This window comes from Mycobacterium bulgaricum, assembly GCF_041287165.2.
Lineage (GTDB): Bacteria > Actinomycetota > Actinomycetes > Mycobacteriales > Mycobacteriaceae > Mycobacterium > Mycobacterium bulgaricum.
The window spans coordinates 621,180-645,465 of the sequence record NZ_JBGGKV020000002.1; the positions used below are offsets into that span (position 1 = coordinate 621,180).

The 24,286-nt window shown below is 67.6% G+C and carries 20 protein-coding genes; 16 read left to right on the plus strand and 4 right to left on the minus strand.

What is annotated here, in order from left to right:
* Positions 1 to 18 precede the first annotated feature (18 nt).
* Complete coding sequence (gene stpK7 / locus ACAG24_RS09555; RefSeq protein ID WP_370472072.1) at positions 19 to 1,782, minus strand: serine/threonine protein kinase StpK7; 1,764 nt, start codon at positions 1,780 to 1,782, stop codon at positions 19 to 21.
* A 644-nt stretch (positions 1,783 to 2,426) separates the two neighbouring features.
* Between stpK7 and ACAG24_RS09560 the strand changes: the two genes are divergently transcribed.
* From ACAG24_RS09560 to ACAG24_RS09585, 6 genes are all read left to right on the plus strand, one after another.
* The gene (locus ACAG24_RS09560; protein WP_370472071.1) at positions 2,427 to 3,095 is read left to right on the plus strand and encodes an HxlR-like winged helix-turn-helix transcriptional regulator; all 669 of its coding nucleotides are present in this window, start codon (positions 2,427 to 2,429) and stop codon (positions 3,093 to 3,095) included.
* A 64-nt stretch (positions 3,096 to 3,159) separates the two neighbouring features.
* On the plus strand, positions 3,160 to 4,362 hold the full coding sequence (locus ACAG24_RS09565; RefSeq protein WP_370472070.1) for a cytochrome P450: 1,203 nt from the start codon (positions 3,160 to 3,162) through the stop codon (positions 4,360 to 4,362).
* A gap of 93 nt (positions 4,363 to 4,455) precedes the next feature.
* Positions 4,456 to 6,048, plus strand: a complete 1,593-nt coding sequence (locus ACAG24_RS09570) for an aldehyde dehydrogenase (NADP(+)) (RefSeq protein WP_370472069.1) — start codon at positions 4,456 to 4,458, stop codon at positions 6,046 to 6,048.
* A gap of 28 nt (positions 6,049 to 6,076) precedes the next feature.
* Positions 6,077 to 7,018, plus strand: coding sequence for a 5-dehydro-4-deoxyglucarate dehydratase (locus ACAG24_RS09575; RefSeq protein ID WP_370472068.1), 942 nt, complete (start codon positions 6,077 to 6,079; stop codon positions 7,016 to 7,018).
* Positions 7,019 to 7,022: 4 nt separating this feature from the next.
* A complete protein-coding gene (locus tag ACAG24_RS09580) occupies positions 7,023 to 8,282 on the plus strand; it encodes a glucarate dehydratase family protein (RefSeq protein WP_370472067.1) in 1,260 nt (419 codons plus the stop codon).
* A gap of 40 nt (positions 8,283 to 8,322) precedes the next feature.
* The gene (locus tag ACAG24_RS09585; RefSeq protein WP_370472066.1) at positions 8,323 to 8,793 is read left to right on the plus strand and encodes a nitroreductase/quinone reductase family protein; all 471 of its coding nucleotides are present in this window, start codon (positions 8,323 to 8,325) and stop codon (positions 8,791 to 8,793) included.
* Here ACAG24_RS09585 and ACAG24_RS09590 read toward each other — a convergent pair.
* On the minus strand, positions 8,786 to 9,451 hold the full coding sequence (locus tag ACAG24_RS09590; protein ID WP_370472065.1) for a TetR/AcrR family transcriptional regulator: 666 nt from the start codon (positions 9,449 to 9,451) through the stop codon (positions 8,786 to 8,788). The genes ACAG24_RS09585 and ACAG24_RS09590 overlap by 8 nt on opposite strands.
* A 117-nt stretch (positions 9,452 to 9,568) precedes the next feature.
* Between ACAG24_RS09590 and ACAG24_RS09595 the strand changes: the two genes are divergently transcribed.
* The 4 genes from ACAG24_RS09595 to ACAG24_RS09610 all read left to right on the plus strand — a co-directional run bounded on the left by ACAG24_RS09595 (position 9,569) and on the right by ACAG24_RS09610 (position 13,466).
* Positions 9,569 to 10,246 (plus strand): hypothetical protein, encoded by a 678-nt coding sequence (locus ACAG24_RS09595; protein ID WP_370472064.1) that lies wholly within the window; start codon positions 9,569 to 9,571, stop codon positions 10,244 to 10,246.
* Positions 10,243 to 11,052: an SDR family NAD(P)-dependent oxidoreductase gene (locus tag ACAG24_RS09600; RefSeq protein ID WP_370472063.1), complete on the plus strand. Its 810-nt coding sequence runs from the start codon at positions 10,243 to 10,245 to the stop codon at positions 11,050 to 11,052. Before ACAG24_RS09595 ends, ACAG24_RS09600 begins: the two co-directional genes overlap by 4 nt.
* Positions 11,049 to 12,458, plus strand: a complete 1,410-nt coding sequence (locus tag ACAG24_RS09605) for a cytochrome P450 (protein WP_370472062.1) — start codon at positions 11,049 to 11,051, stop codon at positions 12,456 to 12,458. The genes ACAG24_RS09600 and ACAG24_RS09605 overlap by 4 nt, the downstream gene beginning before the upstream one ends.
* A gap of 90 nt (positions 12,459 to 12,548) precedes the next feature.
* The gene (locus tag ACAG24_RS09610; RefSeq protein WP_370472061.1) at positions 12,549 to 13,466 is read left to right on the plus strand and encodes a LysR substrate-binding domain-containing protein; all 918 of its coding nucleotides are present in this window, start codon (positions 12,549 to 12,551) and stop codon (positions 13,464 to 13,466) included.
* A gap of 77 nt (positions 13,467 to 13,543) precedes the next feature.
* Here ACAG24_RS09610 and ACAG24_RS09615 read toward each other — a convergent pair whose 3' ends face one another.
* Both ACAG24_RS09615 and ACAG24_RS09620 read right to left on the minus strand, forming a co-directional pair.
* Positions 13,544 to 15,061, minus strand: a complete 1,518-nt coding sequence (locus ACAG24_RS09615; protein WP_370472060.1) for an alkaline phosphatase D family protein — start codon at positions 15,059 to 15,061, stop codon at positions 13,544 to 13,546.
* Positions 15,062 to 15,157: 96 nt separating this feature from the next.
* Positions 15,158 to 17,905 (minus strand): ATP-binding protein, encoded by a 2,748-nt coding sequence (locus tag ACAG24_RS09620; protein WP_370472059.1) that lies wholly within the window; start codon positions 17,903 to 17,905, stop codon positions 15,158 to 15,160.
* Between the two features lie 265 nt (positions 17,906 to 18,170).
* On the opposite strand from ACAG24_RS09620, the gene ACAG24_RS09625 reads away from it, so the two are divergent.
* From ACAG24_RS09625 to ACAG24_RS09650, 6 genes are all read left to right on the plus strand, one after another.
* On the plus strand, positions 18,171 to 18,731 hold the full coding sequence (locus tag ACAG24_RS09625) for a TetR/AcrR family transcriptional regulator (protein WP_370472058.1): 561 nt from the start codon (positions 18,171 to 18,173) through the stop codon (positions 18,729 to 18,731).
* A 70-nt stretch (positions 18,732 to 18,801) separates the two neighbouring features.
* Positions 18,802 to 19,188: a hypothetical protein gene (locus tag ACAG24_RS09630; RefSeq protein ID WP_370472057.1), complete on the plus strand. Its 387-nt coding sequence runs from the start codon at positions 18,802 to 18,804 to the stop codon at positions 19,186 to 19,188.
* The gene (locus ACAG24_RS09635; RefSeq protein WP_370472056.1) at positions 19,185 to 19,802 is read left to right on the plus strand and encodes a sigma-70 family RNA polymerase sigma factor; all 618 of its coding nucleotides are present in this window, start codon (positions 19,185 to 19,187) and stop codon (positions 19,800 to 19,802) included. Before ACAG24_RS09630 ends, ACAG24_RS09635 begins: the two co-directional genes overlap by 4 nt.
* Positions 19,780 to 20,724 (plus strand): DUF5996 family protein, encoded by a 945-nt coding sequence (locus ACAG24_RS09640; protein ID WP_370472055.1) that lies wholly within the window; start codon positions 19,780 to 19,782, stop codon positions 20,722 to 20,724. The genes ACAG24_RS09635 and ACAG24_RS09640 overlap by 23 nt, the downstream gene beginning before the upstream one ends.
* Positions 20,721 to 22,337 carry a glutamate synthase-related protein gene (locus tag ACAG24_RS09645; RefSeq protein WP_370472054.1) on the plus strand — a complete coding sequence of 539 codons (1,617 nt, stop codon included), beginning with the start codon at positions 20,721 to 20,723 and terminating at the stop codon, positions 22,335 to 22,337. Before ACAG24_RS09640 ends, ACAG24_RS09645 begins: the two co-directional genes overlap by 4 nt.
* Complete coding sequence (locus tag ACAG24_RS09650) at positions 22,334 to 24,286, plus strand: thiamine pyrophosphate-dependent enzyme (RefSeq protein ID WP_370472053.1); 1,953 nt, start codon at positions 22,334 to 22,336, stop codon at positions 24,284 to 24,286. The genes ACAG24_RS09645 and ACAG24_RS09650 overlap by 4 nt, the downstream gene beginning before the upstream one ends.

The following is a 24,286-nucleotide window of genomic DNA, read 5'->3' on the forward strand; positions in this document are numbered from 1 at the left end:
CGACGGATCTACACGGCCCTACCGCGTCGCCCCATTCACCATGGGTTTGTCGATCATCCCGCGTTCGACACCCCACATCGTCGCGATCGCCCGGTACTCGCCGGTCTCCATCAGGTGTTCCAGCGCCAGCCGTAGTGACTCCGACAGTTCCGAATCTTTGGCCACCGGCCAGCCGTAGGGGGCGGAGTCGAACACGTCCCCCGCAGGGACGAGATCGCCCCGGCTGAGCTTGATCGCGAAGCCCGTCACCGGCGAATCGGCCGACATGGCGTCGAGTTCGCCCCGGATCAGCGCGGTCGTGACCTCGTCCTGGCTGTTGAAGACCACGACATTGATCGGCGCCATCCCCGCGGCCGCGCACTGATCACTCTTGGCGGGCAGTTCCTCCGTCTGCTGCAACGTGCCCTCGGCGACACCGACGGTGAGGCCGCACGCCGACCCCGGGCCCAGCGCGGTACCGGGCCTGCGGGCCCACTGCGTGCCGGCCTGGAAGTAGGTGACGAAGTCGACGACCTCCTCACGCTCCTTGGTATCGGTGACCGAGGACATCCCGATGTCGAAACTGCCGTCCACGACCGAGGGCAGGATCGTGTCGAACGACGTGTCGCGGTAGTCGGGCACCAGACCCAGCACCCTCGACACCGCGTTCATCAGCTCGACGTCGAAGCCGACGAGCTGGCCGTCGGTGTTCTTGAACTCCATCGGCGCGTACGGCACGTTGACGCCGATGACGAGGCGACCGGTCTCCCGAACATCGGCGGGCACCGTCGCCGCGATCTCCGGCACAGCACCCGCGGGTAGCGCGGCATCGTCGCCGTCGTCCTTCCAGGGCGCCCACTGCCACAGACCGATACCGCCCGCCGCGACCACGAGAGCGGCGACCCCGGCGACGAGCACCGCCTTGCGAGAACCCGTGCGTCCGGCGCGCGCAGCCGAGTGCCGCGAACTACTGCCGGTCCTGCGCACCGGTGCGTTCAGCGCACGCTTGGCCGCTTCGGCGAGCTCACCCGCCGTCTGATAGCGCTTGGCGGGCTTTTTCGCCATCCCCTTGGCGATCACCTCGTCGAAGGCGGCCAGCCGCGGGTCGACGTCGGACGGGCGGGGGATCTGGCTGACCATATGTCCCGCGATCTGCTGCTCAAGGCTGTCCGCGGGATAAGGCCTTGAGCCGGTGAGACATTCGTAGAGCACGCATGTCAGCGCGTAGATGTCGGAGCGCGCGTCGACCTCGCCGCCCTCGAAACGTTCGGGCGCCATGTACGCCAGGGTGCCGAGCGTGCTGCCCGCCGTCGTGAGGCCTTTCTCCCCTGCCGTGCGGGCCAGACCGAAGTCGATCAGGTACACAAAATCGCGGCCCGTGATCAAGATGTTGGACGGCTTGATGTCACGGTGGATCAGGCCGAGGCTGTGCGCGGCGTCGAGCCCGTTGGCCACCTGCTCGACAACCGTGACGGCGAACGCCGCGCCGAGCGGCTTCTCGGTCTCCTGGAGCATGGTGCCGAGATTGCGGCCCTCGATGAGCCGCATGTCGAGGTAGAGCCGGCCGTCGATCTCGCCGTATCCGTGGATCGGGACGACGTGGGGGTCATTGATGCCGGCGGCGGCCTGCGATTCGCGGCGGAACCTGGTCTGAAACGTCTCGTCCTGCGCCATGTGGTGCGGCAGCACCTTGAGCGCGACGACACGGTCGGTCTTGGTGTCGTAGGCCTGATAGACCTCACCCATCCCGCCCTGGCCGATCAGCTTTTGCAGCTGATAGTGCCCGAATGGTGTCGCATTCACCGGTGCTCTCCTCGGCTGCGGCCAATCGGATGATCGATTGAAGCTACGTGATGTTTGCCGGGGCTGCCCGGACGCATGTCAGCCGCCTTGCCGCCGGTTTGCCCGATTCGGACGTACCGCGCGAGACGACGCCACGGCGTGCTGCTGGGGTGCAGCATTTTTACCACGGGGAGCCGACGCGGGAGTGCTGTCGGAGAGGGCCAGGTGTGTGGTTTCGATGCCCACCCGGGCGTACTTCGGCAGGAAAACAGCCACTGCAGCGGGTTCACCAGCAGCTTTGTTCCCGCCGCCCGGGCGCCGATCAGAGCCGATACATCTCCCTTCGCATCGCCGAATTCTCCAGGAATGCGTCGCGCGCCGGCGCGTACGTACGGCGTTTTCTGCGGTCGGCATGAGCCTCAGCGTCGACGGAGATGGACTCGACCGTCAGGCCTCTCGGAGTTCTTCCCAGAAAAACGAGCCACATCCATCGCGGCCATCCTCGAACACCGCCGACTCCCGTGATCCCAGCCATGACGCCACCCTTCTGTTGCAGTTCAACGGCTTGCACTTCTACTTCCGGAACGTAACATAAGATTTAAAAGTAGAAAACAGATAAGTAAGTGAGGGTCGGTTTATGGAGTGCAGTGAGTAGGCTTGCCGACGTGTCGAGACGGACCTATGGCCAGTACTGCGGGCTCGCGCATGCCCTCGACGTGGTGGGCGAGCGCTGGACGCTGCTGATCGTGCGCGAGCTGGCGTCCGGCCCGAAGCGCTATACCGAGCTCGCCGATTCGCTGGCCGGCATCGGCACGTCGCTGCTGGCCAACCGGGTACGACAGCTGGAGTCCGATGGCGTGGTGACGCGGCGGCTGGCGCTCGATCAGCCCGGCTCTGCGGTCGTCTACGAATTGTCCGACGCGGGAAGGGAACTCGCCGCCGCGGTCGTCCCGCTCGCGATGTGGGGCGCGCGGCACCAGATGAACGATGCCGACGTCGACGAGGAAGCCTTTCGCGCCGAGTGGCTGCTCAGCTTCCTGGCTGCCGACGTCCGGCGCGACGGTCCACACGACCTGGATGCGGTCTACGAGTTCCACATCGACGACAGCGTGGCCTGCCTTCGCCTGCTCGACGGCCGCGTGACGGTGACGCCCGGCGCTCCGGCCATCCCCGGCGACGTGACGGTGCGCGCGTCCGCGTCGACGGTGGCGTCGATCGTCGGCCGCAAGCTCGCCGTCGAGGACGCATTGGCCGACGGCCGCCTCGAGGTGACGGGCGAGCCCGCTGCTGTCGCGGCGCTGGTCGGCGTCATCGAGAGGCGCCTCTCGCGATAGGTGGCCGCCATACAGTTCGGCGAAAGTGTCTATCTGATGCACAGGCCGTGCCTACTGTCGGTTCATGAGCGCAGTCGAGGCCGGCTTACCCACGCTCGAATACAGCGGCGAAGACACCCCGGCCCAGGTGTATCCGAAGCTCCGCGCCGCCCGGGAGATCGCGCCGGTGGCGATGGGACCGTATGGGCCCGAAGTGCTTTCGTATGAACTCGTGCGCGCGGGGCTGCGTGACCCGCGGCTGCTGATTCCGCCGGGGCTCGGGCTCGTCGTGCAGGGCATCACGTCAGGTCCGCTGTGGGATCGCGTGGTCAGCACGCTGCTGTGCCTGGAGGGCGACGAACACCACCGGCTGCGCAGCCTGCTGTCGCGCGCGTTCACCCCACGCTCGGTGGAGCGGCTGCATTCCACGATCGTCGACGTGCTGGCCGACCTCGTCGACGCATGCACCCGGCGCGGACAGTTCGACGTCGTCACCGACATCGCGCGGCCGTATCCGGTGCCGATCGTGTGCGCGCTTCTCGGGGCTCCACGCGAAGACTGGGAGCAGTTCTCGCTGTGGGCCGACGACATCTTCAAAGCCTTCAGCTTCACGCCCGTGCGCGACCTCGAGGCGGTGGCCATGGGCGCCTGGCGAGAACTCGACGCCTACACCGACGACATGATCGACCGGCGTCGCCACACGCTCACCGACGACTTGCTGTCCGACCTGATCCGTGCCGAAGACGACCACGACCGCCTCGACCATGCCGAACTGCGCATGCTCGCGGCCGGGATCCTGCTCGCCGGCACCGACACCACCCGCAACCAGGTGGCCGCATCGATCGACGTCCTCTGTGACCATCCCGAGCAGTGGGAACTCCTGCGCCGGAACCCGTCGCTGGCGATGAACGCCGTGCACGAGACGATGCGGCACGCACCGATTGCGTGCTCCACGTTGCGGGTTGCCGGCGAGGACATGGAGGTGGGTGGCGTGCCCATTGCCGCAGGCACGATGGTGTTCCTCAACCTCATCGCGGCCAATCACGATCCCGCGGTTTTCGAGGACCCCGACCGCTTCGACATCACCCGGTCGGGCTCCGCGCCGGTGATGACCTTCGGCGGCGGGGTGCACTATTGCATCGGCGCCAACCTGGCGAAACTGGAGCTGGCCGAAGCCCTGAAGGCGGTGACCGCCCGATGGGAGGCGCCGCGCCGCGCCGGGCCCGCCCCCTGGAAGCCGATGGTGTCGCTGAGCGGTCCGAGGACGTTGCCGCTGGCAGTCGGCTAGCTCTCCAGCGGTCGTTCATTGATTCTTTTCGCGCATCAGTGATGTGCGAATCGGACTTGGACAGGCATGGATCTGCCTCCTACCGTTTAGGGCATGACTGCGACGATCCCAGGAACTCTCACCGGAGAGATGCTCATCGCCGGCACACCCGTGCGAGGCACCGGCAAGGAAGTTCGCGCCTTCGATCCGACCGCCGGCCAGACGTTGGAACCCGCCTACAGGCACGGCGACTCCACGCACGTCGAGACCGCCTGCGCCGCCGCAGCCGAGGCCTTCGGCGCCTACCGCGCCACCACCTCGGAGCAGCGCGCCCAGTTCCTGGAATCCATCGCCGCCAACATCGAGGCGATCAAGGACGACCTGATCGCGCGCACCGTCGCCGAATCCGGCCTGCCGCAGGCCCGCATCACCGGGGAGGTCGGCCGTACCACGGGTCAGCTGCGTCTGTTCGCGTCCGTGCTGCGCGAGGGCAGCTGGAACGGCGCCCGCATCGACCCCGCGCTTCCCGACCGCACCCCGCTGCCGCGCCCCGACCTGCGCCAGCGCTTCATCCCGCTCGGCCCGGTCGCGGTGTTCAGCGCCTCCAACTTCCCGCTCGCCTTCTCGGTCGCCGGCGGTGACACCGCTTCCGCGCTCGCCGCGGGCTGCCCCGTCGTCGTCAAAGCGCACGACGCCCACCCCGGCACCTCCGAGCTCGTCGCCCGGGCCATCACCGAGGCGGTTGCCTCCGCCGGACTGCCCGCGGGCACCTTCTCGCTGCTGTTCGGCACCGGCCAGGAGCTCGGGATCGCTCTCGTCACCGACCCGCGCATCAAGGCTGTCGGCTTCACCGGATCCCGAACGGGCGGAACCGCTCTCGTCGCTGCCGCGGCCGCGCGGCCCGAACCGATCCCGGTCTACGCCGAGATGAGCTCCATCAACCCGGTGTTCCTGCTCGACGGCGCGCTCAACTCGCGCGGCGCCGAACTCGGCAAGGCGTTCGTCGGCTCGCTCACGATGGGTTCCGGCCAGTTCTGCACCAATCCCGGTCTCGTGATCGCCGTCGACGGCCCCGGGCTGACCAGCTTCGTGGCCGCCGCCGCCGAAGCACTCGGCAAGGCGCCGGCGACCCCGATGCTGACCCCGAGCATCGCCCGCAGCTACAACTCCGGCGTCGAATCGCTCTCCGAAGCAGCCGAACTGATCGGCCGTGGCGAAGCAGCCGGTAGCGAAACCTGCGGCCAGGCCGCGCTGTTCACCACCGACGCCGCCAGCTTCCTCGCTTCGGATGCATTGCAGGCCGAGGTGTTCGGCTCGTCGAGCCTGATCGTTCGCTGCGCCGACGCCGACGAGGTGCGCGCCGTGGCCGACGGCATCGAGGGCCAGCTCACCGTGACCGTGCACGCCGACGACTCCGACCTCGACGCCGCCGCGAAACTCCTCCCGGTGCTGGAACTGAAGGCCGGCCGGATCCTGTTCGGCGGCTGGCCGACCGGTGTCGAGGTGTGCCACGCGATGGTGCACGGCGGGCCGTTCCCGGCCACCTCGGACTCCCGCACCACGTCGGTCGGATCCCGGGCCATCGAGCGCTACCTGCGTCCCGTCTGCTACCAGGACGTTCCGAAGTCGTTGCTGCCCAGCGCAATCGCCGACGGCAACCCCGACGATCTGTGGCGTCGCATCGACGGCCAGCTCTCCCAGGACTGACCCACCCCCAACCCCCGAAAGGCCTGCAATGCGTCCCACCTCGCGCCCGAACTTTCAAGGCGTCCTGTTCTTCCCCGTCACCCCGATGACCGCCTCCGGAGACGTCGACCTCGACGCGCTCGCCCGGCACATCGCCAAGGGCGTGGAGGCCGGCCCGGGGGGCGTGTTCATCGCCTGCGGCACAGGTGAATTCCACGCGCTCGAAGACCGGGAGTTCGGCGACGTGGTGCGCACCGCCGTCGACGTCGTCGCCGGACGCGTACCGGTCTACGCGGGCGCCGGCGGCTCCGTCGCGCAGGCAAAGCGTTTTGCCGTGGCCGCCAAGGCCGCAGGCGCCGACGGCATTCTGCTGCTGCCGCCCTACCTCGTCGAGGTTCCGCAGCCCGGCCTCGTCGACTACACCCGCGCCGTCGCCGAAGCGACCGACCTTCCGGTCATCGTCTACAACCGCAACAACGCGCGCTTCACCGAGGCCTCCGCGGTGGCCGTGGCCAACATCCCCAACGTCGTCGGATTCAAGGACGGCACAGGTAACTTCGACCAGGTCGCCCGTATCGTGCAGGCCGTCACCAGCCAGGTCGACCCCAACTTCCTGTTCTTCAACGGCCTTCCGACCGCTGAGACCACGCAGCTGGCCTACCGCGCGATCGGCGTGCCGCTGTACTCGTCGGCGACGTTCGCGTTCGCCCCCGATCTCGCCCTGGCGTTCTACAACGCTGTCGAGTCCGGCAACACGCAACTGACCAACGCGCTGCTCAACGCCTTCTTCATCCCGCTGGTTCGCCTGCGCGACACGGTGCCCGGCTACGCGGTCTCCCTCGTCAAAGCCGGTGTGACGATGGAAGGTGTGCCTGCCGGACCGGTGCGCCCGCCGCTCGTGATGCCCAGCACGGACGACCTCACCGAGCTCGCCTCGATCGTCGCCGCGGGCCGCGCCGTGCTGGCCGACGCACTGACCCAGGCGGTCTGAGGACATGGGCCAGATCCGCATCACCGGCGCACGCATCACGCCCGTCGCGTTCGCCGATCCGCCGCTGCTGAACACCGTCGGAGTGCACCAGCCCTACGCACTGCGCGCGATCATTCAGCTCGACACCGATGCGGGTCTGGTGGGCCTCGGCGAGACCTACGCCGACACCCGCCACCTGGCCCGACTGCAGGCCGCCGCCCAAGCGATCACGGGCCTGGACGTGTTCTCGCTCAACCACATCCGTGCCGCGATCGACACCCGGCTCACCGGTGACACCGCCGCTGTCGGTACCGCGGGCATGATCACCACCGCGTCAGCCGTCGACCAGGTGCTGTCACCGTTCGAGGTCGCGTGCCTCGACGTGCAGGGCCAATCACTGGGTCGGCCGGTTTCGGACCTGCTGGGGGGTAAGGTCCGGGACGCGGTGCCGTTCAGCGCGTACCTGTTCTACAAGTGGGCGGCCCACCCCGGTCAGGAACCGGACCCCTTCGGGGAGGCGCTGGATCCCGACGGACTGGTCGCCCAGGCTCGTCGCATCGTCGACGAATACGGTTTCACGGCAATTAAAGTCAAGGGCGGTGTGTTCGCGCCCGAAGAGGAAATGGCCGGTATCGAAGCGCTGGCACGCGCCTTCCCCGGCGTGCCGTTGCGACTCGACCCCAACGCCGCCTGGACGTCGCAGACCTCGGTCAAGGTGGCCTCCGGGCTGGCCGGCATCCTCGAGTACCTGGAAGACCCGACCCCGGGCCTGGACGGCATGGCAGAGGTAGCGGCACAGTCCCCGATGCCGCTGGCGACCAACATGTGCGTCGTCGCCTTCGACCAGCTGGCCCCCGCGGTGGCCAAGGGATCGGTCAAAGTCGTTCTCTCCGACCATCACTACTGGGGCGGGCTGCAGCGCTCACGTCTGCTGGCAGGCATCTGCGACACCTTCGGCCTCGGTCTGTCGATGCACTCGAACTCACACCTGGGCATCAGCCTCGCCGCGATGGTGCACCTGGCCGGCGCCACCCCGAATCTGACGTACGCCTGCGACACCCACTGGCCATGGAAGACCGAGGACGTGGTCAAGGACGGCGCACTGACGTTCGTCGACGGCTCCGTTCCGGTGCCGACGGCGCCCGGACTCGGCGTCGAGATCGACGAGGACGCACTCGGCGCGCTGCACGAGCAGTACGTCCGCTGCGGCATCCGGGACCGAGACGACACGGGCTACATGCGTACCGTCGACCCCTCGTTCGAACTGGCCAGTCCGCGCTGGTGAATCCCGCCCCCGGGCCGCGCCGGGGTCCTACGGTTGACCCATGACCGATCAGCCGGCCGTCGACGCCGCACATCCACCTGACGCCATGCTGTCGGTGGTCAACCCCACCTTGAAGGTTCTGCTGAAGACCCCGCTTGGCGGGCTCATCGGCGACTTCATGCTCGTCAGCTTCACCGGCCGCAAGTCCGGCAAGAAGTATTCGACCCCTGTCAGTGCCCACCATCTCGACGGAGCCCTCTACGTCGTCCTCGAAGCGCAGTGGAAGCACAACTTCCGCGGTGGCGCCGACGCGCAGGTGTCATACCGGGGAAAGACGCGCACGATGCGCGGTGAGCTCATCACCGACAAGCCGACCGTCGCCGAGCTCTGCGAACGAATCGCGACGTCCTACGGCGCGAAGAAGGCGCAGCGCCAGATGGGCATGACGTTCCGCGACGACCGGCTGCCCACCGTGGCGGAATGGACCGATGCCGCCGACCGGCTCAAGATCGCGGCGATCAAACTCAGCTGAGCTCGTCGCCCAGCCTCAGCCGGGCCACCTCGGCGGCACCGTTTCCGGTGATCAGCCACAACGCCGTCAGACTGGCGATCAGGTCGTCGACCGACATCGTCGCCCTCCCGTCGACGAATGCCAGGATCGCGTCCGCGGTGCCGCCGATCAGGAATGCCGGCGCCACCTGGGCCAGCGGGTCGCGTTCGAGCTCGACGTCGTGGATGGTGCGGGCATGCGCCATCAGCACGCCCGTCAGTCCGACCATGACCGCACTGCGATGCTGCTGCAGCACAGGTGAACTCGTCACGCCGCCGAGGAGTACGCGGGCCCGCCGGGGGTCGGCCACCAGTGTGCGCACGAGCGCGTCGACCGCCGCGGCCGCCTGCCCTGCGACGTCTGCGCTGCCGGCCTGCGCGAGCGCCGCCGTCGTGGCCGCGCGCACCTCGTCGGCGATGTCGTCGACGACGGCGGCACCGACCTCATCGAGGCCGGCGAAACTCTCGTAGAAGTACCGCTTGTTCAATCCCGCTGCAGCACAGAGCTTCTCGACGGTGACGCTGCGCCATTCGTTGGCAACCATGGCCTCGATCGCGGCGTCGAGCAGCGCTGAGCGTCTGCGCTCGCGGCGGGCCTCGGCGGACTGCCCACCGTAACTGCGTTGCGGCGTGGCGTGCATTGATCGATATTCGCACCCTCACCGACCGATCCGCCAACCCCCTTGACATACCCGCGTGCTTTTGGGACGGTTCTGTACCAGATATGTGGGACAGTTTCGTACCAAACAGGAGGTCATATGAGCGCCAGTGTCGAGTCGAATCCACGATCCGTCATGAAGTCCGCGACGGTTCTCGGTGAGTTGCGTGAGATGGCCGAGACCGCCCCTGCGCTCGCCCGCCGGCTGGCCTGGGATTACCTGCGAGACCTCGGTGACAGGGCCAGACGCGACCAGCTCGCCGAGCTGTTCGCCCGGGGAACCGCCCCCGACGGACCGAACGGAGCGATGGAAGGCCTGATCGTCGGCAACCTGTTCGGGATTCCCGAGGCATACCTCGCCAATCCCCTGATGAAAATCGACCCCACCTGGCGGGGCAAGACGTTCGACATCCGGTCGGGCACGGGCTTCAACCGCCTCAGCCCACTGGGTAAATACACCCTGCGCGCCGTCGCCCCGCACTACCGCGGACTGCGCACGGCGGGCTCGGAAACGATGGGTTTCGGATTCGATCACTGCATCGACACCGCAGCCATCCATCCCTACATCAAGGTGCGGGCCCTGGACTATTCGCCCGAGAAGTACGGCAACCCCAGCGTGCGGACCTTCCCGATCAAGCGCACCCGCGACGAGGTCGTGGAGCTCATCCCGGGCCTGTATCTGGGCCGCGCGCTGCTGACGATGCCCGACGGCGAGGTGCGCCTGATCGCCTACTTCGCACTGCGCGAGTTCAGCGACGAGCGCGGCGCGACAGCGTGATTCGCCTCGACGGTGCGGTCGCGTGTGTCACGGGGGGTGCACGCGGGATCGGCAAGGCGACCGCCGCAGAACTCGTCCGCCGGGGCGCCATCGTATGGATCGGCGATCTCGACCTGGCCGAAGCGGAACGAGCGGCCACCGAGATCGGCGCCCACGCAGCACAACTCGATGTCTGCGATCCCGGGAGCTTCGCCGCCTTCCATGCCGCCGCCAGCGTCCATGGTCCACCGGCGATGCTGGTGAACAACGCCGGGATTCAGGTGATGGGCCCGTTCGCCGAGCAGCGCCTCGACGTGTACCACCGGGAAGTCGCGGTCAATCTGATCGGTCCGATCAACGGGATGCACACGTTCCTGCCCGGAATGCTGGAGCGCGACCACGGCCACATCGTCAACATCTCCTCGATGGCGGCCAAGGTGACCACGCCAGGGATGTCGGTCTACAGCGCGACCAAGTACGCGGTCGCAGCGTTGTCGCGGTCGGTACGTGCCGAAATCGCCGGCAGCGCAGTGACGATCAGCACTGTCATGCCCACCGCGGTGCACACCGAGCTCACTGCGGGCGTGAGCCTCGCGCTGCTGCCCACCCGGGAGCCGGACGAGGTGGCCACGGCGATCGTCGACACCGCCGAGCATCCCCGTCGCGAGATCACCGTGCCGCGGTGGCTCGCGGCGTTCGGAGTGGTGGAGGAGGTGACCCCGGAACCGCTGCTGCAACGCCTCAAACATCTCGCGACACTGCGGCAACCGCCGGGCCACTTCGATGCGGAAAGCAGACGCGGCTACCTGGACCGGATCGGACAGTGATCGCCAAGCACCAGCTGCAGGCGTTCGGCGCAACGCTGAGCGCCCGATACCCCACAGTGGTGCAACCCTTGGCCACCCCGCCGCCGGGATCCGGACTCAAGCCCGTGATGGGCGATTACGGCATCCCGTTCCTCGGGCACATCATGAGCTCGATCGTCGAACCGCTCGACTTCGCACGGCGCCGGTATCGGCGGTACGGGCCGGTGTCGTGGGCGGGCGGCGTCGGCTTCCGCATGGTCACACTGATGGGACCGGAAGCGCTGGAGACGGTCTGGATCAACAAGGACAAGGCGTTCTCCAGCACGCGTGGGTGGGCGCCGGTCATCGGACCGTTCTTCCATCGGGGCATCATGCTGCTCGACTTCGACGAGCATCGCGACCATCGCCGCATCATGCAGCAGGCGTTCACCCGCACCGCGTTGTCCGGTTATCTCGAACTCATGCAACCGAGCATCGACCGCATGCTGACCTCCTGGCCCGCAACACAGACGATCCCGTTCTACGACGCCATCAAGCACCTGCTCCTCGACCAGGCCACCGAGGTGTTCGTCGGCGCACACCTCGGACCCGAATCCGACCAGCTGTCCGCCGATTTCGACGCCACGGTACGAGGGGGCCAGGCCATCGTGCGCGCCGACGTGCCCGGCGGGACGTGGGCCAGAGGGCTGCGGGCGCGCGAACGTCTCGAGGAGTACTTCCGCAGGCAGCTTCCCGACCGCCGCGCCAGCGACGGCGCCGACCTGTTCTCGATGCTGTGCCGCAGCCGCGACGACGACGGGCTGAGGTTCAGCGATCAGGACATCGTCAACCACATGATCTTCCTGCTGATGGCCGCCCACGACACGAGCGCGATCGCGCTCTCGATGCTCGCCTACGAACTGGGCCGAAACATCGACTGGCAGAACGCGTTACGTGATGAGGCGCTCGCACGACCCAACGATGCGCCACAGCTCGCCGATCTCGAGGACTACCCGCTGCTCGACGCGGCCTTCAAGGAGATCCTGCGGATGTACGCGCCTGCCGGCACGCTGTTCCGCCAGACCGTCAAGGACACCGACGTGGCCGGTCACTACATCCCCCGGAAGAGCCAGGTCGCGATCAACGTCTACGCGTCGATGCGGCTCCCCGACTGGTGGAAGGATCCGGATCGGTTCGACCCCGGCCGGTTCACCGACGCACGTGCCTTCGACTCCGTCAGCCGCTACGTGTTCGCGCCGTTCGGCGGAGGCGCGCACAAGTGCATCGGACAGCAGTTCGCGGACATGACGGTCAAGGCGACGATGCATCAGATCCTGCGGCGCTTCGAGTGGTCCGTGCCGGCGGGATACACCCCGCGCATGACCTGGGGCACCGGGCCGACGCCTGCCGACGGGCTGCCGATGAGCGTGCGCCGACGAGCCGCCTGATCCGGATTTCCTCGCACCACACCCGTCGACCGGCCTAAGCTGATGCCGACCCGCAGTGCATCGGGCGGGTTTCGATACGAGGAGTGCATCGTGTTTTCGCTGGCGAGGCTGTCCTGCTTCGTCGCCGTCGCCGAAGAACTGCACTTCGGACGGGCCGCCGAGCGTCTCCACATGACCCAGCCGCCGCTGTCGCGTCAGGTGCAGCAGCTGGAGAACGAACTCGGGGTGCAGCTCATCGACCGCACCACCAGGACCGTCACGCTGACCCCCGCAGGCGCGGCGTTCCTGCCGGACGCACGGCGCATCCTGCAGCTTGCCGAGGGCGCCGCGCAGACCGTCAAACGCATCCCCGCCGGCGACCTCGGCACCGTCGTCGTCGGCTTCACCGCGGCATCGGCGCACGCCGTGCTGCCCCGGCTGCTGGAGCGTATGCGCGAGCGTTTGCCTGACGTGAAGCTCGACCTGCGCGAGATGGTGACCGCCGCGCAGATCGAAGGGCTGATGACCGGCGAGCTGGACCTGGGTATGGCGCGCCCCCCACTGAAACGGCCAGGACTGGTGTCGCGGCCGCTGCTGCACGAGCAGCTGGTCGCCGCGCTGCCCGTCGGGCATCCGCTGGCCGACATGTCCCGGCAGCTGACGCTGACCGACCTCGACGGCCAGGACGTCATCATGTATTCGCCGGTTCAGGCCCGCTACTTCAACGAGCTGCTGATCTCGACGTTCACCATCGCCGGCGCCACACCGCGCTATGTGCAGTACGTGACGCAGGTACACACCATGCTGGTCCTCGTGCGCTCCGGCATCGGGATCGCACTGGTGCCCGCGTCCGCGGCGACCCTGCACCCCGAGGGTGTCACGTTCCGGACGATCGGCGCGTTCCGCGAGCGGCCCGTCGAGCTCGACGCGGTGTGGCGGGGGGATTCGACCAACCCGGCGCTGCTGCGCGTACTCAAAGACGTCCTGCCGCAACAGGAGTGGACGACCGACGACCTGGTGGTCGACTAGGCTGCCTCGCGCGCCGAGACTGAATCCGCGCAGGCCCCTACTCGAACTTTCGCTGCGCAGATTCAGTCTCGGCAGGGCTAGGTGAGCTGGGGGACGCCGTCGGGGATCACGAACGACGTGCCCGTCTGTACGGGCGCGCCGGGGCGGGTGACGTACGGGACGGTCCGGAAGTCGGCCGTCACCTGCTCCGGTGTGATGCGGGTGCGGACATAGCCGCGGCGGTTGCTGAAGTACTTCACGTGCGGGTTCTCGGGCAAGATGGCGTCGGTGTCGGGTCGGCCGTCGGAGCCGTCACCGCCCGACGAGATCGACGTCGTCACCAGTTCGGTGGCAATCGAGGGCCCTCCCGGACGCCGGCTGATCTCAGCGGCCCAATGGGAGTGCACGTCCCCGGTCAGCACCACGGCATTGCGCACCGGCGAGTCGACAAGGCCCGCGACGATCCGGTCCCGGTTGGCGACGTAGCCGTCCCACGCATCGGGATTGATGCCCGTTGCGGGCCCTTCGACCAGCTCGACGCCCGCGAAGAACACCTGCTGGCCGAGGAGGTCCCACTGCGTTCGTGATTCGCGAAAACCGTTGAGCAACCACTGTTCCTGATCGGCGCCGGTAAGGGTGGCCGACGGGTCGAAACGTCCGACGCAGTCGGCACGGAACTTGTCGTCGCAGGGTTGGTCGGTGCGGTACTGCCGGGTGTCGAGCATGTGGAACGTCGCCAGCTGCCCCCAGCCGACACGACGGAAGAGCTGCATGTCGATGCCGCGCGGAAGTGCCGACGACCTCAGCGGCATGTTCTCGTAGTACGCCTGCAGCGCGGCCGCGCGACGCCGGCGAAAGTCGGGCTCAGACTTCTCCGGGATCTCGTCGGCCCAATTGTTGTCCAGCTCATGGTCATCGAAGACCACCAGCCACGGCGCTGCGGCATGCGCCGCCTGCAGATCGGGATCGGTCTTGTACTGCGCGTACCGCTGGCGATAGTTGGCGAGTGTGACGGTCTCGGGCCCCAGGTGCGCCCGGACGCCCCCATCACGCGGACCGTACTCGTACTGGTAGTCGCCGAGGTGGAGGATCAGATCCGGATCCTCCTGTGCCAGATGACGATACGCGGTGAACCAGCCCTGCTCGAAATGCGAGCAGGACGCAAAGCACATCGTCATCGGGGCCATCGACGTCGCACCGGGCGCGGTGCGGGTGCGACCCGCCGGGGAGATGTCGTCCCCGGCGCGGAACCGGTAGAAGTATTCGGCTCCGGGGTTCAGGCCTGAAAGTTCGACGTGCACACTGTGCGCGGCTTCGGGCGTCGCCGTGACAACACCTCGCTGCGCGATGCGGGTGAAGGCCTCGTCGTCAGCGACTTCCCACTCGACGTCGACCGCACGCGACGGCATCCCACCGAGCCCATCGTCGGCCAACGGGTCGGGCGCGAGCCGGGTCCACAGCACCATGCCGTCGGCGGCGGGCTCACCGGAGGCCACGCCCAGGGTGAACGGATCGGGCGGGATCGGGGTACGGATCTGCGGTGAGCACCCGAGAAGCGGCAGGGCCGTGAGCCCGACTGCTCCTTTGAGGACCGTGCGACGGTTGACGTGGGGCACCGCACCATAGTGTCAGCGTCCGGGGTTGCCGCGAGACGGCATTCCGGCGACGCGCGGGTGAAGGCCTGCGGGGCGCAGCCCCCGGCGGCGAGGAGATCAGGGCAGGCGGAGCTCTCTGAGCTGGCGGCGCGATGTGATGCCCAGCTTCCGAAAGATGTTGCGCAAGTGCGCTTCAATCGTGCGGGGGCTCAGAAACAGCTGTTCCCCGACCTCGCGGGAGGTCGCCCCGGTCGCGACGAGTCGCGCGATGGTCTGCTCCTGCGCGGTCAGCGTGTCGCCGGGGTGGGTGGTCCGCTTGCGTGCGTGCTCGCCGGTGGCGCCCAGCTCGCGGGCGGCGCGGATTGCGAACGGCTCCGCGCCCATGTCGGACAGGCGCGTATGGGCGGTTCGGAGTTCCTCGCGTGCGTCACCTCGGCGACCTTCGCGGCGTAGCCACTCCCCGAAGACGAGGTGTGTGCGGGCGAGGAAGACCTCCATCCGGCACTTCCGCAGCCGCTCGATCGCTTCGCGGTAGAGCTCTTCTGCTTTCGCTCCGGTACTGGTCAGCGCTCGCGAGCGCGCAGCGACGCCCAGCGCCCATTCCGTGCCACTGGCCTGAGCTCTGACATCGAGCTCTTCCATTGCGCACGAAGCGGATTCGAGGTCGCCGGCGCGGGTAGCCGCCTCGATGAGCTCGTGAAGCGCCAGCCCCCTGATTCCCGGTTCGTAAGACTCCGCCGCGCGCAGAGCGGCCTCCTGCGCCTTGGGATAGTTGCCGCGGCCGTTGTGCAGCACGGCCATCGCGCACAGGGACACCGTGGCTTCGATGCCCCGCGAGTGTTCTGGCGCTGCGGTGTCCGCGTCGATACCGCGCCAAGCATTCAAGTATGTATGGGCGTAATTCAGAGGCTTCGCGCCGGACACTTGCGAGATCGCAGCAGCCTCGTCCGCAAGCTCGGCGGCGTGCGGAAGTTCGCCGGTGTAGATCCGCGTGAACGCCGAGACGATCAGCGCGGTGGGGAGCGTCGCCAAAGCGCCTGCTTCGCGTGCTTGCTGCACGTTGCGGTCGGCCAGCACGATCGCCAGTTCGTCCTCGAACAGTGCCAGCGAGGTCCGTGCGGCCAGCGACAGCCAGGTGCCCGCATCGGCGGTCCGGACCACGTCGACGGTGAACGCCTGCTCACGGAACGCCTCCAGAGCCCCTCTGAGGATCGGCACACCCGACTCGAATCCTTTGGTGTGCACGGCGACCAACCCGCTGAGCAGAAGATCCGCCGGGCCTGGCGCACCAGTCGGCGCCGGTGCGGCACGCACCGCTTCGGCAATCTCCGACAGGCCGGCTTCGTCACCCGAACCCCCGGTGATGGTCGCCGCGTCGAACGCCTGAAGGTAGGTCTGCCGAGCGAGCGAGGGATCCAGGGGTGCCAACATCTGAGCGGCGCCCAACAGCATCCTCGGCACCTCGCCGCCCTGCGTGAGGTGAAAGGCGATCTGTGCTCGAAGCAGCGCCAGCCGGGCGCGGTGCAGCGCGTCGAGTCGCACCTCGTCCACGCTCTCCAGCAGCGCAAGCGCAACCTCGGGCGCGCCGGCACTGTGCTCGGCATTGGCGGCGTCCAGTGCACGTCTGGCCCGGCGAGCGGGGTCGGGCGTCAGCTCGGTCGCGCGCCGGAGAAAAGCGGCCGCGGCGCAGAACCCACCGCGGGCCAACGCCCGGTCAGCCGAACGCTCCAGGTCCGCGGCGGCGTCTTCGTCGGTACCCAACACCGACTGCGCGCGGTGCCACGCACGCCGATCCGGGTCGGTGCGCGCGTCGGTGGCGGCAGCCAGGGCGCAGTGCACCCGACGGTGCTCCGGTGCCGCGGCGGCACGGTAGACCGCCGAACGCACCAGCGGATGGCGAAACCGGACTCGGGTGTCGATCTCAAGCAGCCCAGCGCTTTCCGCGGGCGCCGCTGCCTCGCGCTCGATCCCCAGGAGGTCGGCTGCGCGCCACAGCAGCGCCGCATCGCCGGTCGGCTCGGACGCGGCCACCAACAACAGCTCACGGGTCTGCGCCGGGAGGCTGTTGGAGCGCCGTTGGAAGTTGTCCTCGATCTGGCGCGGCACGCTCACGGCACCGGGCAGTCCGAAGCCGCCGGCTAACTGCACACTGGTGGGAAGCTCCAACAGTGCCAACGGGTTTCCGCGTGCCTCGGCGATGATGCGATCACGAACCCCCTCGTCGAGCGGTGCACTCACGGCGGTGCTCAGCAACGCGCGAGCATCGGCGTCCCGTAGCCCGTGCAGGTGCAACTCGGGCAACCCCGCCAGCGGTTCTGGGCTGTCTTCATGGGGGTCTCGCACCGCGAAGATCAGTATCAGCCGTTCGGCCTGCACCCGCCGCGCGACGAATGCGAGAACTTGCGCGGACGCCAGATCCAGCCACTGTGCGTCGTCGACGAGACACAGCATGGGCCCCTGCTCCGCGAGCAGGTTGAGAACGGCAAGGCCGACGAGAAATCGATCCGGAGCGGGGCCGGCTTGTCGGCCCAATGCGACGTCGAGTGCGGTGCGCTGAGGGTCGGGTAGCGTCTCGGCAGGATCGAGCATCGGCGCGCACAGCTGGTGCAAGCCGGCGAAGGCGAACTGCGTCTCAGCCTCCACTCCGACCACGGATTCCGCCCGGATCCCCGAGGAAAGTGCGCTGTCGCGGGCATGCTGGAGCAGCGCAGACTTCCCGATGCCCGCTTCGCCGCGCACCACGAGCACCCCGCTACGACCCGCCGACGTTTCGGCCAGAAGCCGATCGATCGCGTCGCGTTCCGCATCCCGGCCCAGCAGTCGCGCTGCTTCCGGCCGTACCGGCGGCTGCTCCACGATCGTCATCCGAGGACCTCTCGGCTTCGGCGTACCGCGTCGGCAACATGACCTTGTTTGGCGGACAGCGCTTTTCGAGTATCGACCAATTCGACGGACACGGGTTGGCTTCCTCCTTCGAGGCGACGCCAATACGCGCTGATCAGTGTGATCCGAGCTGTGGGCCGGCAGCGCCGCGCCGGTCACCGAAACGATACGAGATGGTCCCCTCGACGTCAATACGGACCGGACCGTATTGCATCGATGCGTGGGCATCGTGGCCTACGGTTAGGCCATGCCTGCCAACCGCAACGAGCAATCGCGTCGAGCGATCCTGGACGCGTCAGTCTCGATGATCGGCGAGCTCGGGTACGACCAGATCTCGATCGAAGCAATCGCCAGGCGGGCAGGCGTGAGCAAGCAGACGATCTACCGCTGGTGGCCTTCCAAAGGCGCGGTCATACTCGAAGCTGCGACCGAAAGCCTCAGTACCGTCGTCACTCTCGCCGACACCGGCGACATCGTCGCCGACATCAGGACCCAGCTGACCGCGATTCTCCAACTGATCACGACCACCGGATTCGGGCCGGCGTATCGGTGTCTGATCGCTGCCGGCCAGTCCGACGCAGACCTCCTGCGCGCGCTGTTCCATCAGATCATCGAACCCAACATCGAGGACTTCGGCGCCCGGGTCGCGTTGGCGCAGGAGCGCGGGGAGATGCGCGCCGACGCCGATTGGAAGACGATGCGCGATCTGCTGTACGGGGTCGTCGAGTACCGGCTGATCCATGCGATGCCCCTCGAACCGGAATACGTCGACGGCGTTCTCGAGATCGTGTTCGGGGGCGTGCGGTGACCACACGGGATCCGCGGTAAGGGACTTTCACCGACGCGAAGGTGCAGTCGGCGCTGCGAAACTTCTCGCTGTGGACGAGATTCCGGCAGAACTATCGGCGTTCCTGACGGCTCTACAAGCACGAGATGCCGCGAGCGCAGCAATACGACTCGCCGAGTACGTGATCCTTGAGAGCCCGATCGACGTGGAGCCTGTCATCGGCCGCGAGCAAGTCGCGAAAGTAGTCTCCCGGAACCTCGACGCCTTCGACGAGTTCACCGTCACCCGCATCATCGCCGGTGACGGATGTTTCGCGGTCGCGACGAGTATCAGGATCGGCACCACGGAACTCGACGGCATCGATCTGATCGGCATCAATGCCGAGGGGAAGGTCGCCTCGATGGCAATCCACCTGCGGCCGATGCAGGCAGTGGTCGCGTTGCAGGAGCGCCTCGCCTCTGCAAACGGACAGCCATGATCAGGCCAGACGAAACCGACATCGAGATGGCAGCGCGGTTCGAACGTGACGTGATCCCGCTGCTCGACACGCTTCTCGGTGGGGCCGTCCGGATGACGTTGCAGCGCGCCGATGCCGAAGACCTGGTTCAGGAAACCATGGCGCTGGCCTACGCAAACTTCCACACCTTCCAGGAAGGAACGAACCTCAAGGGATGGCTCTTTCGCATCCAGACCAATGCCCACATCAGCGGTTACCGGAAGCGGATGCGTCGCCCCGCCGAGGTGCCCATCGCCACGAACTCCGACTGGCCGGTGGGCTGTGCCGAGCGCTCACCCCCAGCCCTGCGCTCCGCGGAGGTGGAGGTGTTGGAGTTGTTGCCCCACGAAGACGTCAGGAACGCACTGGACGCGTTGCCCGTCGATTTCCGGATGGCCGTGTACTACGCCGACGTCGAGGGCCTCTCCTACAAGGAGATCAGCGCTATCACCTGCGCGCCAATGGGAACCGTCATGTCACGCATCCACCGCGGTCGGTCCCGGCTGCGCGTCCTACTGGCTGCCCTCGCCACCGACCGCGGGTACGCCGATCACCAATCAACAGGAGGTTCGAATGACCGACGCCCACAGGAGTGAGGGCTGGCCGGCACTGCTCGTCAACGACTGGGAACCGACCCGAAGGTCACTGCACATGTGGAGCCAGATCGTCGGCAAGGTGCGAATGGTGCACGCGCCCCTCCTCAATCACTGGTGGCAGGTTCCGCTCTACGTGTCGCCCCGAGGGCTGACGACGTCGGCGATCCCTGTGGGCACACGCTCGTTCGACATGGAGTTCGACTTCGTCGACCATGCGCTCCAGGTGCGAGTCAGTGACGGAGGCACCGCAGGCGTCGATCTGCGGGACGCGTCGGTGGCGGGCTTCCACGACACGGTGCTGCAAACACTCGACGGCCTCGGCATCGAGGCGCAAATCTCGCCCGGCCCCAACGAAGTACACCCCGCCATCCCGTTCGCCGAGGACACGCACACCGGCTACGACCCCGCCGCGGCCAACGCATTCTGGCGGCAACTGATCCAAGCCGACCGCGTGATCGGCCGTTTCCGTAGCCGATTCATCGGCAAAGTCAGTCCCGTGCACTTCTTCTGGGGTTCTTTCGACCTGGCATGCACGCGGTTCTCGGGTCGCCTCGCTCCCCGGCATCCCGGCGGCGTGCCGAACTGCGGCGACTGGGTGATGGAGGAGGGGTACTCGCACGAACTGAGCAGCTGCGGGTTCTGGCCCGGCGGGGGCGCCGAGGGGGCGTTCTACTCCTACGCCTATCCGGAACCGGCCGGATTTGCCGACGCCGCAGGCCTTCCGGAAGGCGCCTTCTACGACACCGGTCTGCGGCAGTACCTGTTGCCGTACGAGACCGCCCGCCAAGCGGAAGACCCGGACGCGACGGTGATGGACTTCCTTGAGTTCACCTACGGCGCGGCAGCCGAGCTGATGAACTGGGATCGGTCCGCCCTTGAAAGCGATCCCGATCGTTGGACGCACAAAGTCTCGTCGCGATGACCGACGAGGTCCGGGTGGCGTCGTTCGACGACCTGGTCTCCGACCGACCGTATGCCGTCTCGGTCGCCGACGTGGACCTGATCCTCGTTCGCCGCGGTGAGAGCGTGACGGCCTTTCACGGACGGTGCCCGCATCGAGGTGCCCTGCTGGGTGACGGACGAGTCGAGGGCGACCTGATCGTGTGCGGGGTGCACGGCTGGCGGTTCGACTCCGAGACGGGCGTGTCGCCCGTGAACCCGGCGGTGATACTCGGCAAGTTCCCCGCGAGGGTGGCGGACGGGGTTGTCTACCTTGACGGGTCGGCCGTGGCGCAGTTCAGCCGGGATCATCCGTCGGGACACGAGGATGACGGCTATCAGGGCCGCTGGATCACGCCGGCCGACTCCCCCGACGAACCGTTCGTCACGGAGATCCATGAGCTTGCCGCGCACGGCCTGGACAGGGTCGGCCACCACGGACCGATGGCGGCCATGGGCGTGCCCAGAGATCAGCTACCCAAGTGGGAGTCCATTCAATTGGTGACCGGGCAACTGGCACGGCTACCGCTGTTGGAGGACGAGCCGGTTGCCACCGCGACCGTGATCGGGCCGGCAGCCCAACGGCCGCTGGTGCTGGACATTCCACTGTTCGTCAGCGACATGAGCTTCGGCGCGCTTTCGGAGGAGGCCAAGGTCGCCCTGTCCGCGGGGGCGCGGATGGCCGGCACCGGCATATGTTCCGGTGAGGGCGGCATGCTTCCCGACGAACAACAGCACAATTCGCGGTATCTCTACGAGCTCGCCTCGGCCCGCTTCGGGTGGAGCTTCGAGCACCTGCACAAGGTCCAGGCGTTCCACTTCAAGGGCGGCCAGGGCGCCAAGACCGGCACCGGCGGCCATCTACCGGGAAGCAAGGTGACCGGGAAGATCGCCACAGTGCGGGGCCTGCCGGAGGGTTCGGCCGCCATCTCCCCCGCCCGGTTTCCCGATTGGACCTCGCTCGACCAGTTCCGTGACTTCACCGCCGAGGTTCGCGAGGTGTCCGGAGGAATCCCTGTGGGATACAAGATGAGCGCCCAGCGGATCGAACGCGATATCGATGCTGCGCTGGAAATCGGTGTCGACTACATCATCCTCGACGGCCGTGGCGGGGGCACCGGGGCCGCGCCAACGCTGTTCCGCGACAACATCTCTGTGCCCACAATCCCGGCACTGGCAAGAGCGCGGCGGCATCTGACCGCGTCCGCGGCCGACCACGTCACCCTGGCTGTCACGGGCGGGATACGCACCGCGGCAGACATGGTCAAGGCACTCGCGCTGGGCGCAGACGCCATCGGACTCTCGAACTCGGCGTTGCAGGCCATCGGATGCGTCGGCATGCGCGCGTGCAACACCAACGCCTGTCCGGTGGGCATCGCCACTCAACAACCCCACCTACGCGATCGACTGCCCGTGGAGCTTGCCGCGCAACGCCTGCAACGGTTTCTGCACTCCACCGTCGAGCTCATGACAGTCCTTGCCAGGGCGTGCGGACACCGGCGTCTCGCCGACTTCGGCCTCGACGATCTCATCACGTTCGACCGCGACTTCGCCTACCTCAGCGGAGTCCCCTACGCAGGAGTGGTGCCGCTGTGAGTAAAGACCACCTAGAAATGCAGTGGCACAAAGCGACTGGCGCCGACTCGCTCGACGAAGGCGAGGTCACGGTCTGTCCCGTCGGACTCAAGTCCGTCGCGCTCACGAAACTGCGGGGCGAGTACGGCGCGATCGACAACCGCTGCCCCCATCAGGGCGGTCCGCTGGGCCAGGGCACCGTGGAGAACGGCAAGATCCGCTGCCCCTGGCACGGATTCGACTTCGACCCGTTCACCGGCGAAGCGGCGGGCGGGCCCGATTTCGACGTGCCCACCTACCCCGTCGAGGTTCGTGCGGACGGGATCTACGTGGGCACGCCGGCGCCTCGGCCGCACATTCGTACGGTCAGCGACGTGCTGGTCGAGACGATGACCGCCTGGGGTGTCGACACGGTCTTCGGCATGGTCGGGCACTCGAATCTCGGTATGGCCGAGGCGATGCACCGCGCCGAGACCGACGGCACACTGCGCTATTTCGGCATTCGCCATGAGGGGGCGGCAGCGTTCGCGGCCTCGGCCTACGGCAAGCTCACCGGCAGACCCGCAGCGTGCTTCGGCATCGCGGGGCCCGGTTCGACCAACCTGCTGACGGGTCTGTACGACGCGAAGGCCGACCGGGCGCCGGTGCTGGCCCTCTCGGGCAACGTGGATTCTTCCGTTGCCGGCAAGGGCGCTTTCCAGGACATCGACCTTCTCGCCGCGTTCGCGGACGTCTCGGCCTATTCGGCGATGGTGCGATCGGGATCCGAGCACGCCGAACTGATGACGATGGCCATCAAGCATGCCGTCCTCGAGCGCGGGGTCGGACACCTCGTGCTGCCTGACGAAGTGCAGGTGCTCGCGGCGCCGCAGCAACCCGCGTCGGGCCCCGCCGGGAGGATGCCTGACCTCCGCGTGGGACCGCCCGCACAGGCGCTCGCGGACGCTCTCGACCGCATCGCGGAAGCCACCCGCCCGGTGATCGTGGTGGGCGCGGGCGCCAGAGCGGATATGGCACAGGTGGTTACGCTCGCCGAGCGGCTGAACGCCCCGATCCTGACCACCTTCAAAGCCAAAGGACAGATCTCCGACAAGCATCCACTGGCCTGCGGCGTGCTGGGGCGGTCCGGAACACCGGTGGCCTCATGGATGATGAACAAGGCCGACCTGCTGCTGGTGTTCGGCGCATCGTTCTCAAATCACAGCGGCATCTCGCCGTTCACGCCGACGGTGCAGGTGGACACCGATCCCCTGATGCTCGGCCGGTTCCGGCCCGTGACAGTGCCAGTGCTCGGCGATGTGGGTGTGACCGCCAGTGCGATCACGAAGGGGCTGCGCGTGCACCCGGCGATCGTCGACCAACGGCCGGAGGTCGCCGAACGCTGGACGGTGTGGCGCGCGGAGAAGAGTCGACGTGTCGCGGTGACGCCGCCCGGCGGACGGGTGTCAGCCGCCGCTGTCTTCCACGAACTCAACGGACTGGCGCCTGAGAACGCCGTCATGACAGTCGATGTGGGCAACCACGCCTACTCGTTCGGACGATACTTCGAACCGACGGCACAGGCGGTTCTGATGTCGGGCTATCTCGGCTCGATCGGATTCGGCTTCCCGGCCGCCCTGGGCGCCTGGGCGGCGGCCCCGGACCGCCCCATCGTCGCGGTCACCGGCGACGGCGGGTTCGGCCAGTACCTCGCCGAGATCACCACGGCGGTCAAGTACGCCATGAACATCACCCACATCCTGCTCAACAACGGCGAACTCGCCAAGATCAGCGAAGAGCAGCGCGGCGCCGAATACGCGGTCTGGCAGACATCGCTGCTGAATCCTGACTTCTCGGCGCTGGCCCGCGACTGCGGCGCCTACGGCAGGCGTGTCACCGACCGGGCCGACATCGCGTCCGCGATCGCAGAAGCACTCGACCACCCCGGGCCGGCCATGGTCGAGATCATCACCGACCCCGGCTCGCACTAG

Bases quoted from the DNA above. Each gene is read 5' to 3' on its own strand.
- ACAG24_RS09590 (WP_370472065.1), bottom strand. From the start codon at position 9,451: ATGCACGCCACGCCGCAACGCAGTTACGGTGGGCAGTCCGCCGAGGCC.
- ACAG24_RS09595 (WP_370472064.1), top strand. From the start codon at position 9,569: ATGAGCGCCAGTGTCGAGTCGAATCCACGATCCGTCATGAAGTCCGCG.
- ACAG24_RS09570 (WP_370472069.1), top strand. From the start codon at position 4,456: ATGACTGCGACGATCCCAGGAACTCTCACCGGAGAGATGCTCATCGCC.
- ACAG24_RS09635 (WP_370472056.1), top strand. From the start codon at position 19,185: ATGATCAGGCCAGACGAAACCGACATCGAGATGGCAGCGCGGTTCGAA.
- ACAG24_RS09585 (WP_370472066.1), top strand. From the start codon at position 8,323: ATGACCGATCAGCCGGCCGTCGACGCCGCACATCCACCTGACGCCATG.
- ACAG24_RS09580 (WP_370472067.1), top strand. From the start codon at position 7,023: ATGGGCCAGATCCGCATCACCGGCGCACGCATCACGCCCGTCGCGTTC.
- ACAG24_RS09575 (WP_370472068.1), top strand. From the start codon at position 6,077: ATGCGTCCCACCTCGCGCCCGAACTTTCAAGGCGTCCTGTTCTTCCCC.
- ACAG24_RS09620 (WP_370472059.1), bottom strand. From the start codon at position 17,905: ATGACGATCGTGGAGCAGCCGCCGGTACGGCCGGAAGCAGCGCGACTG.
- ACAG24_RS09645 (WP_370472054.1), top strand. From the start codon at position 20,721: ATGACCGACGAGGTCCGGGTGGCGTCGTTCGACGACCTGGTCTCCGAC.
- ACAG24_RS09640 (WP_370472055.1), top strand. From the start codon at position 19,780: ATGACCGACGCCCACAGGAGTGAGGGCTGGCCGGCACTGCTCGTCAAC.
- ACAG24_RS09625 (WP_370472058.1), top strand. From the start codon at position 18,171: ATGCCTGCCAACCGCAACGAGCAATCGCGTCGAGCGATCCTGGACGCG.
- ACAG24_RS09565 (WP_370472070.1), top strand. From the start codon at position 3,160: ATGAGCGCAGTCGAGGCCGGCTTACCCACGCTCGAATACAGCGGCGAA.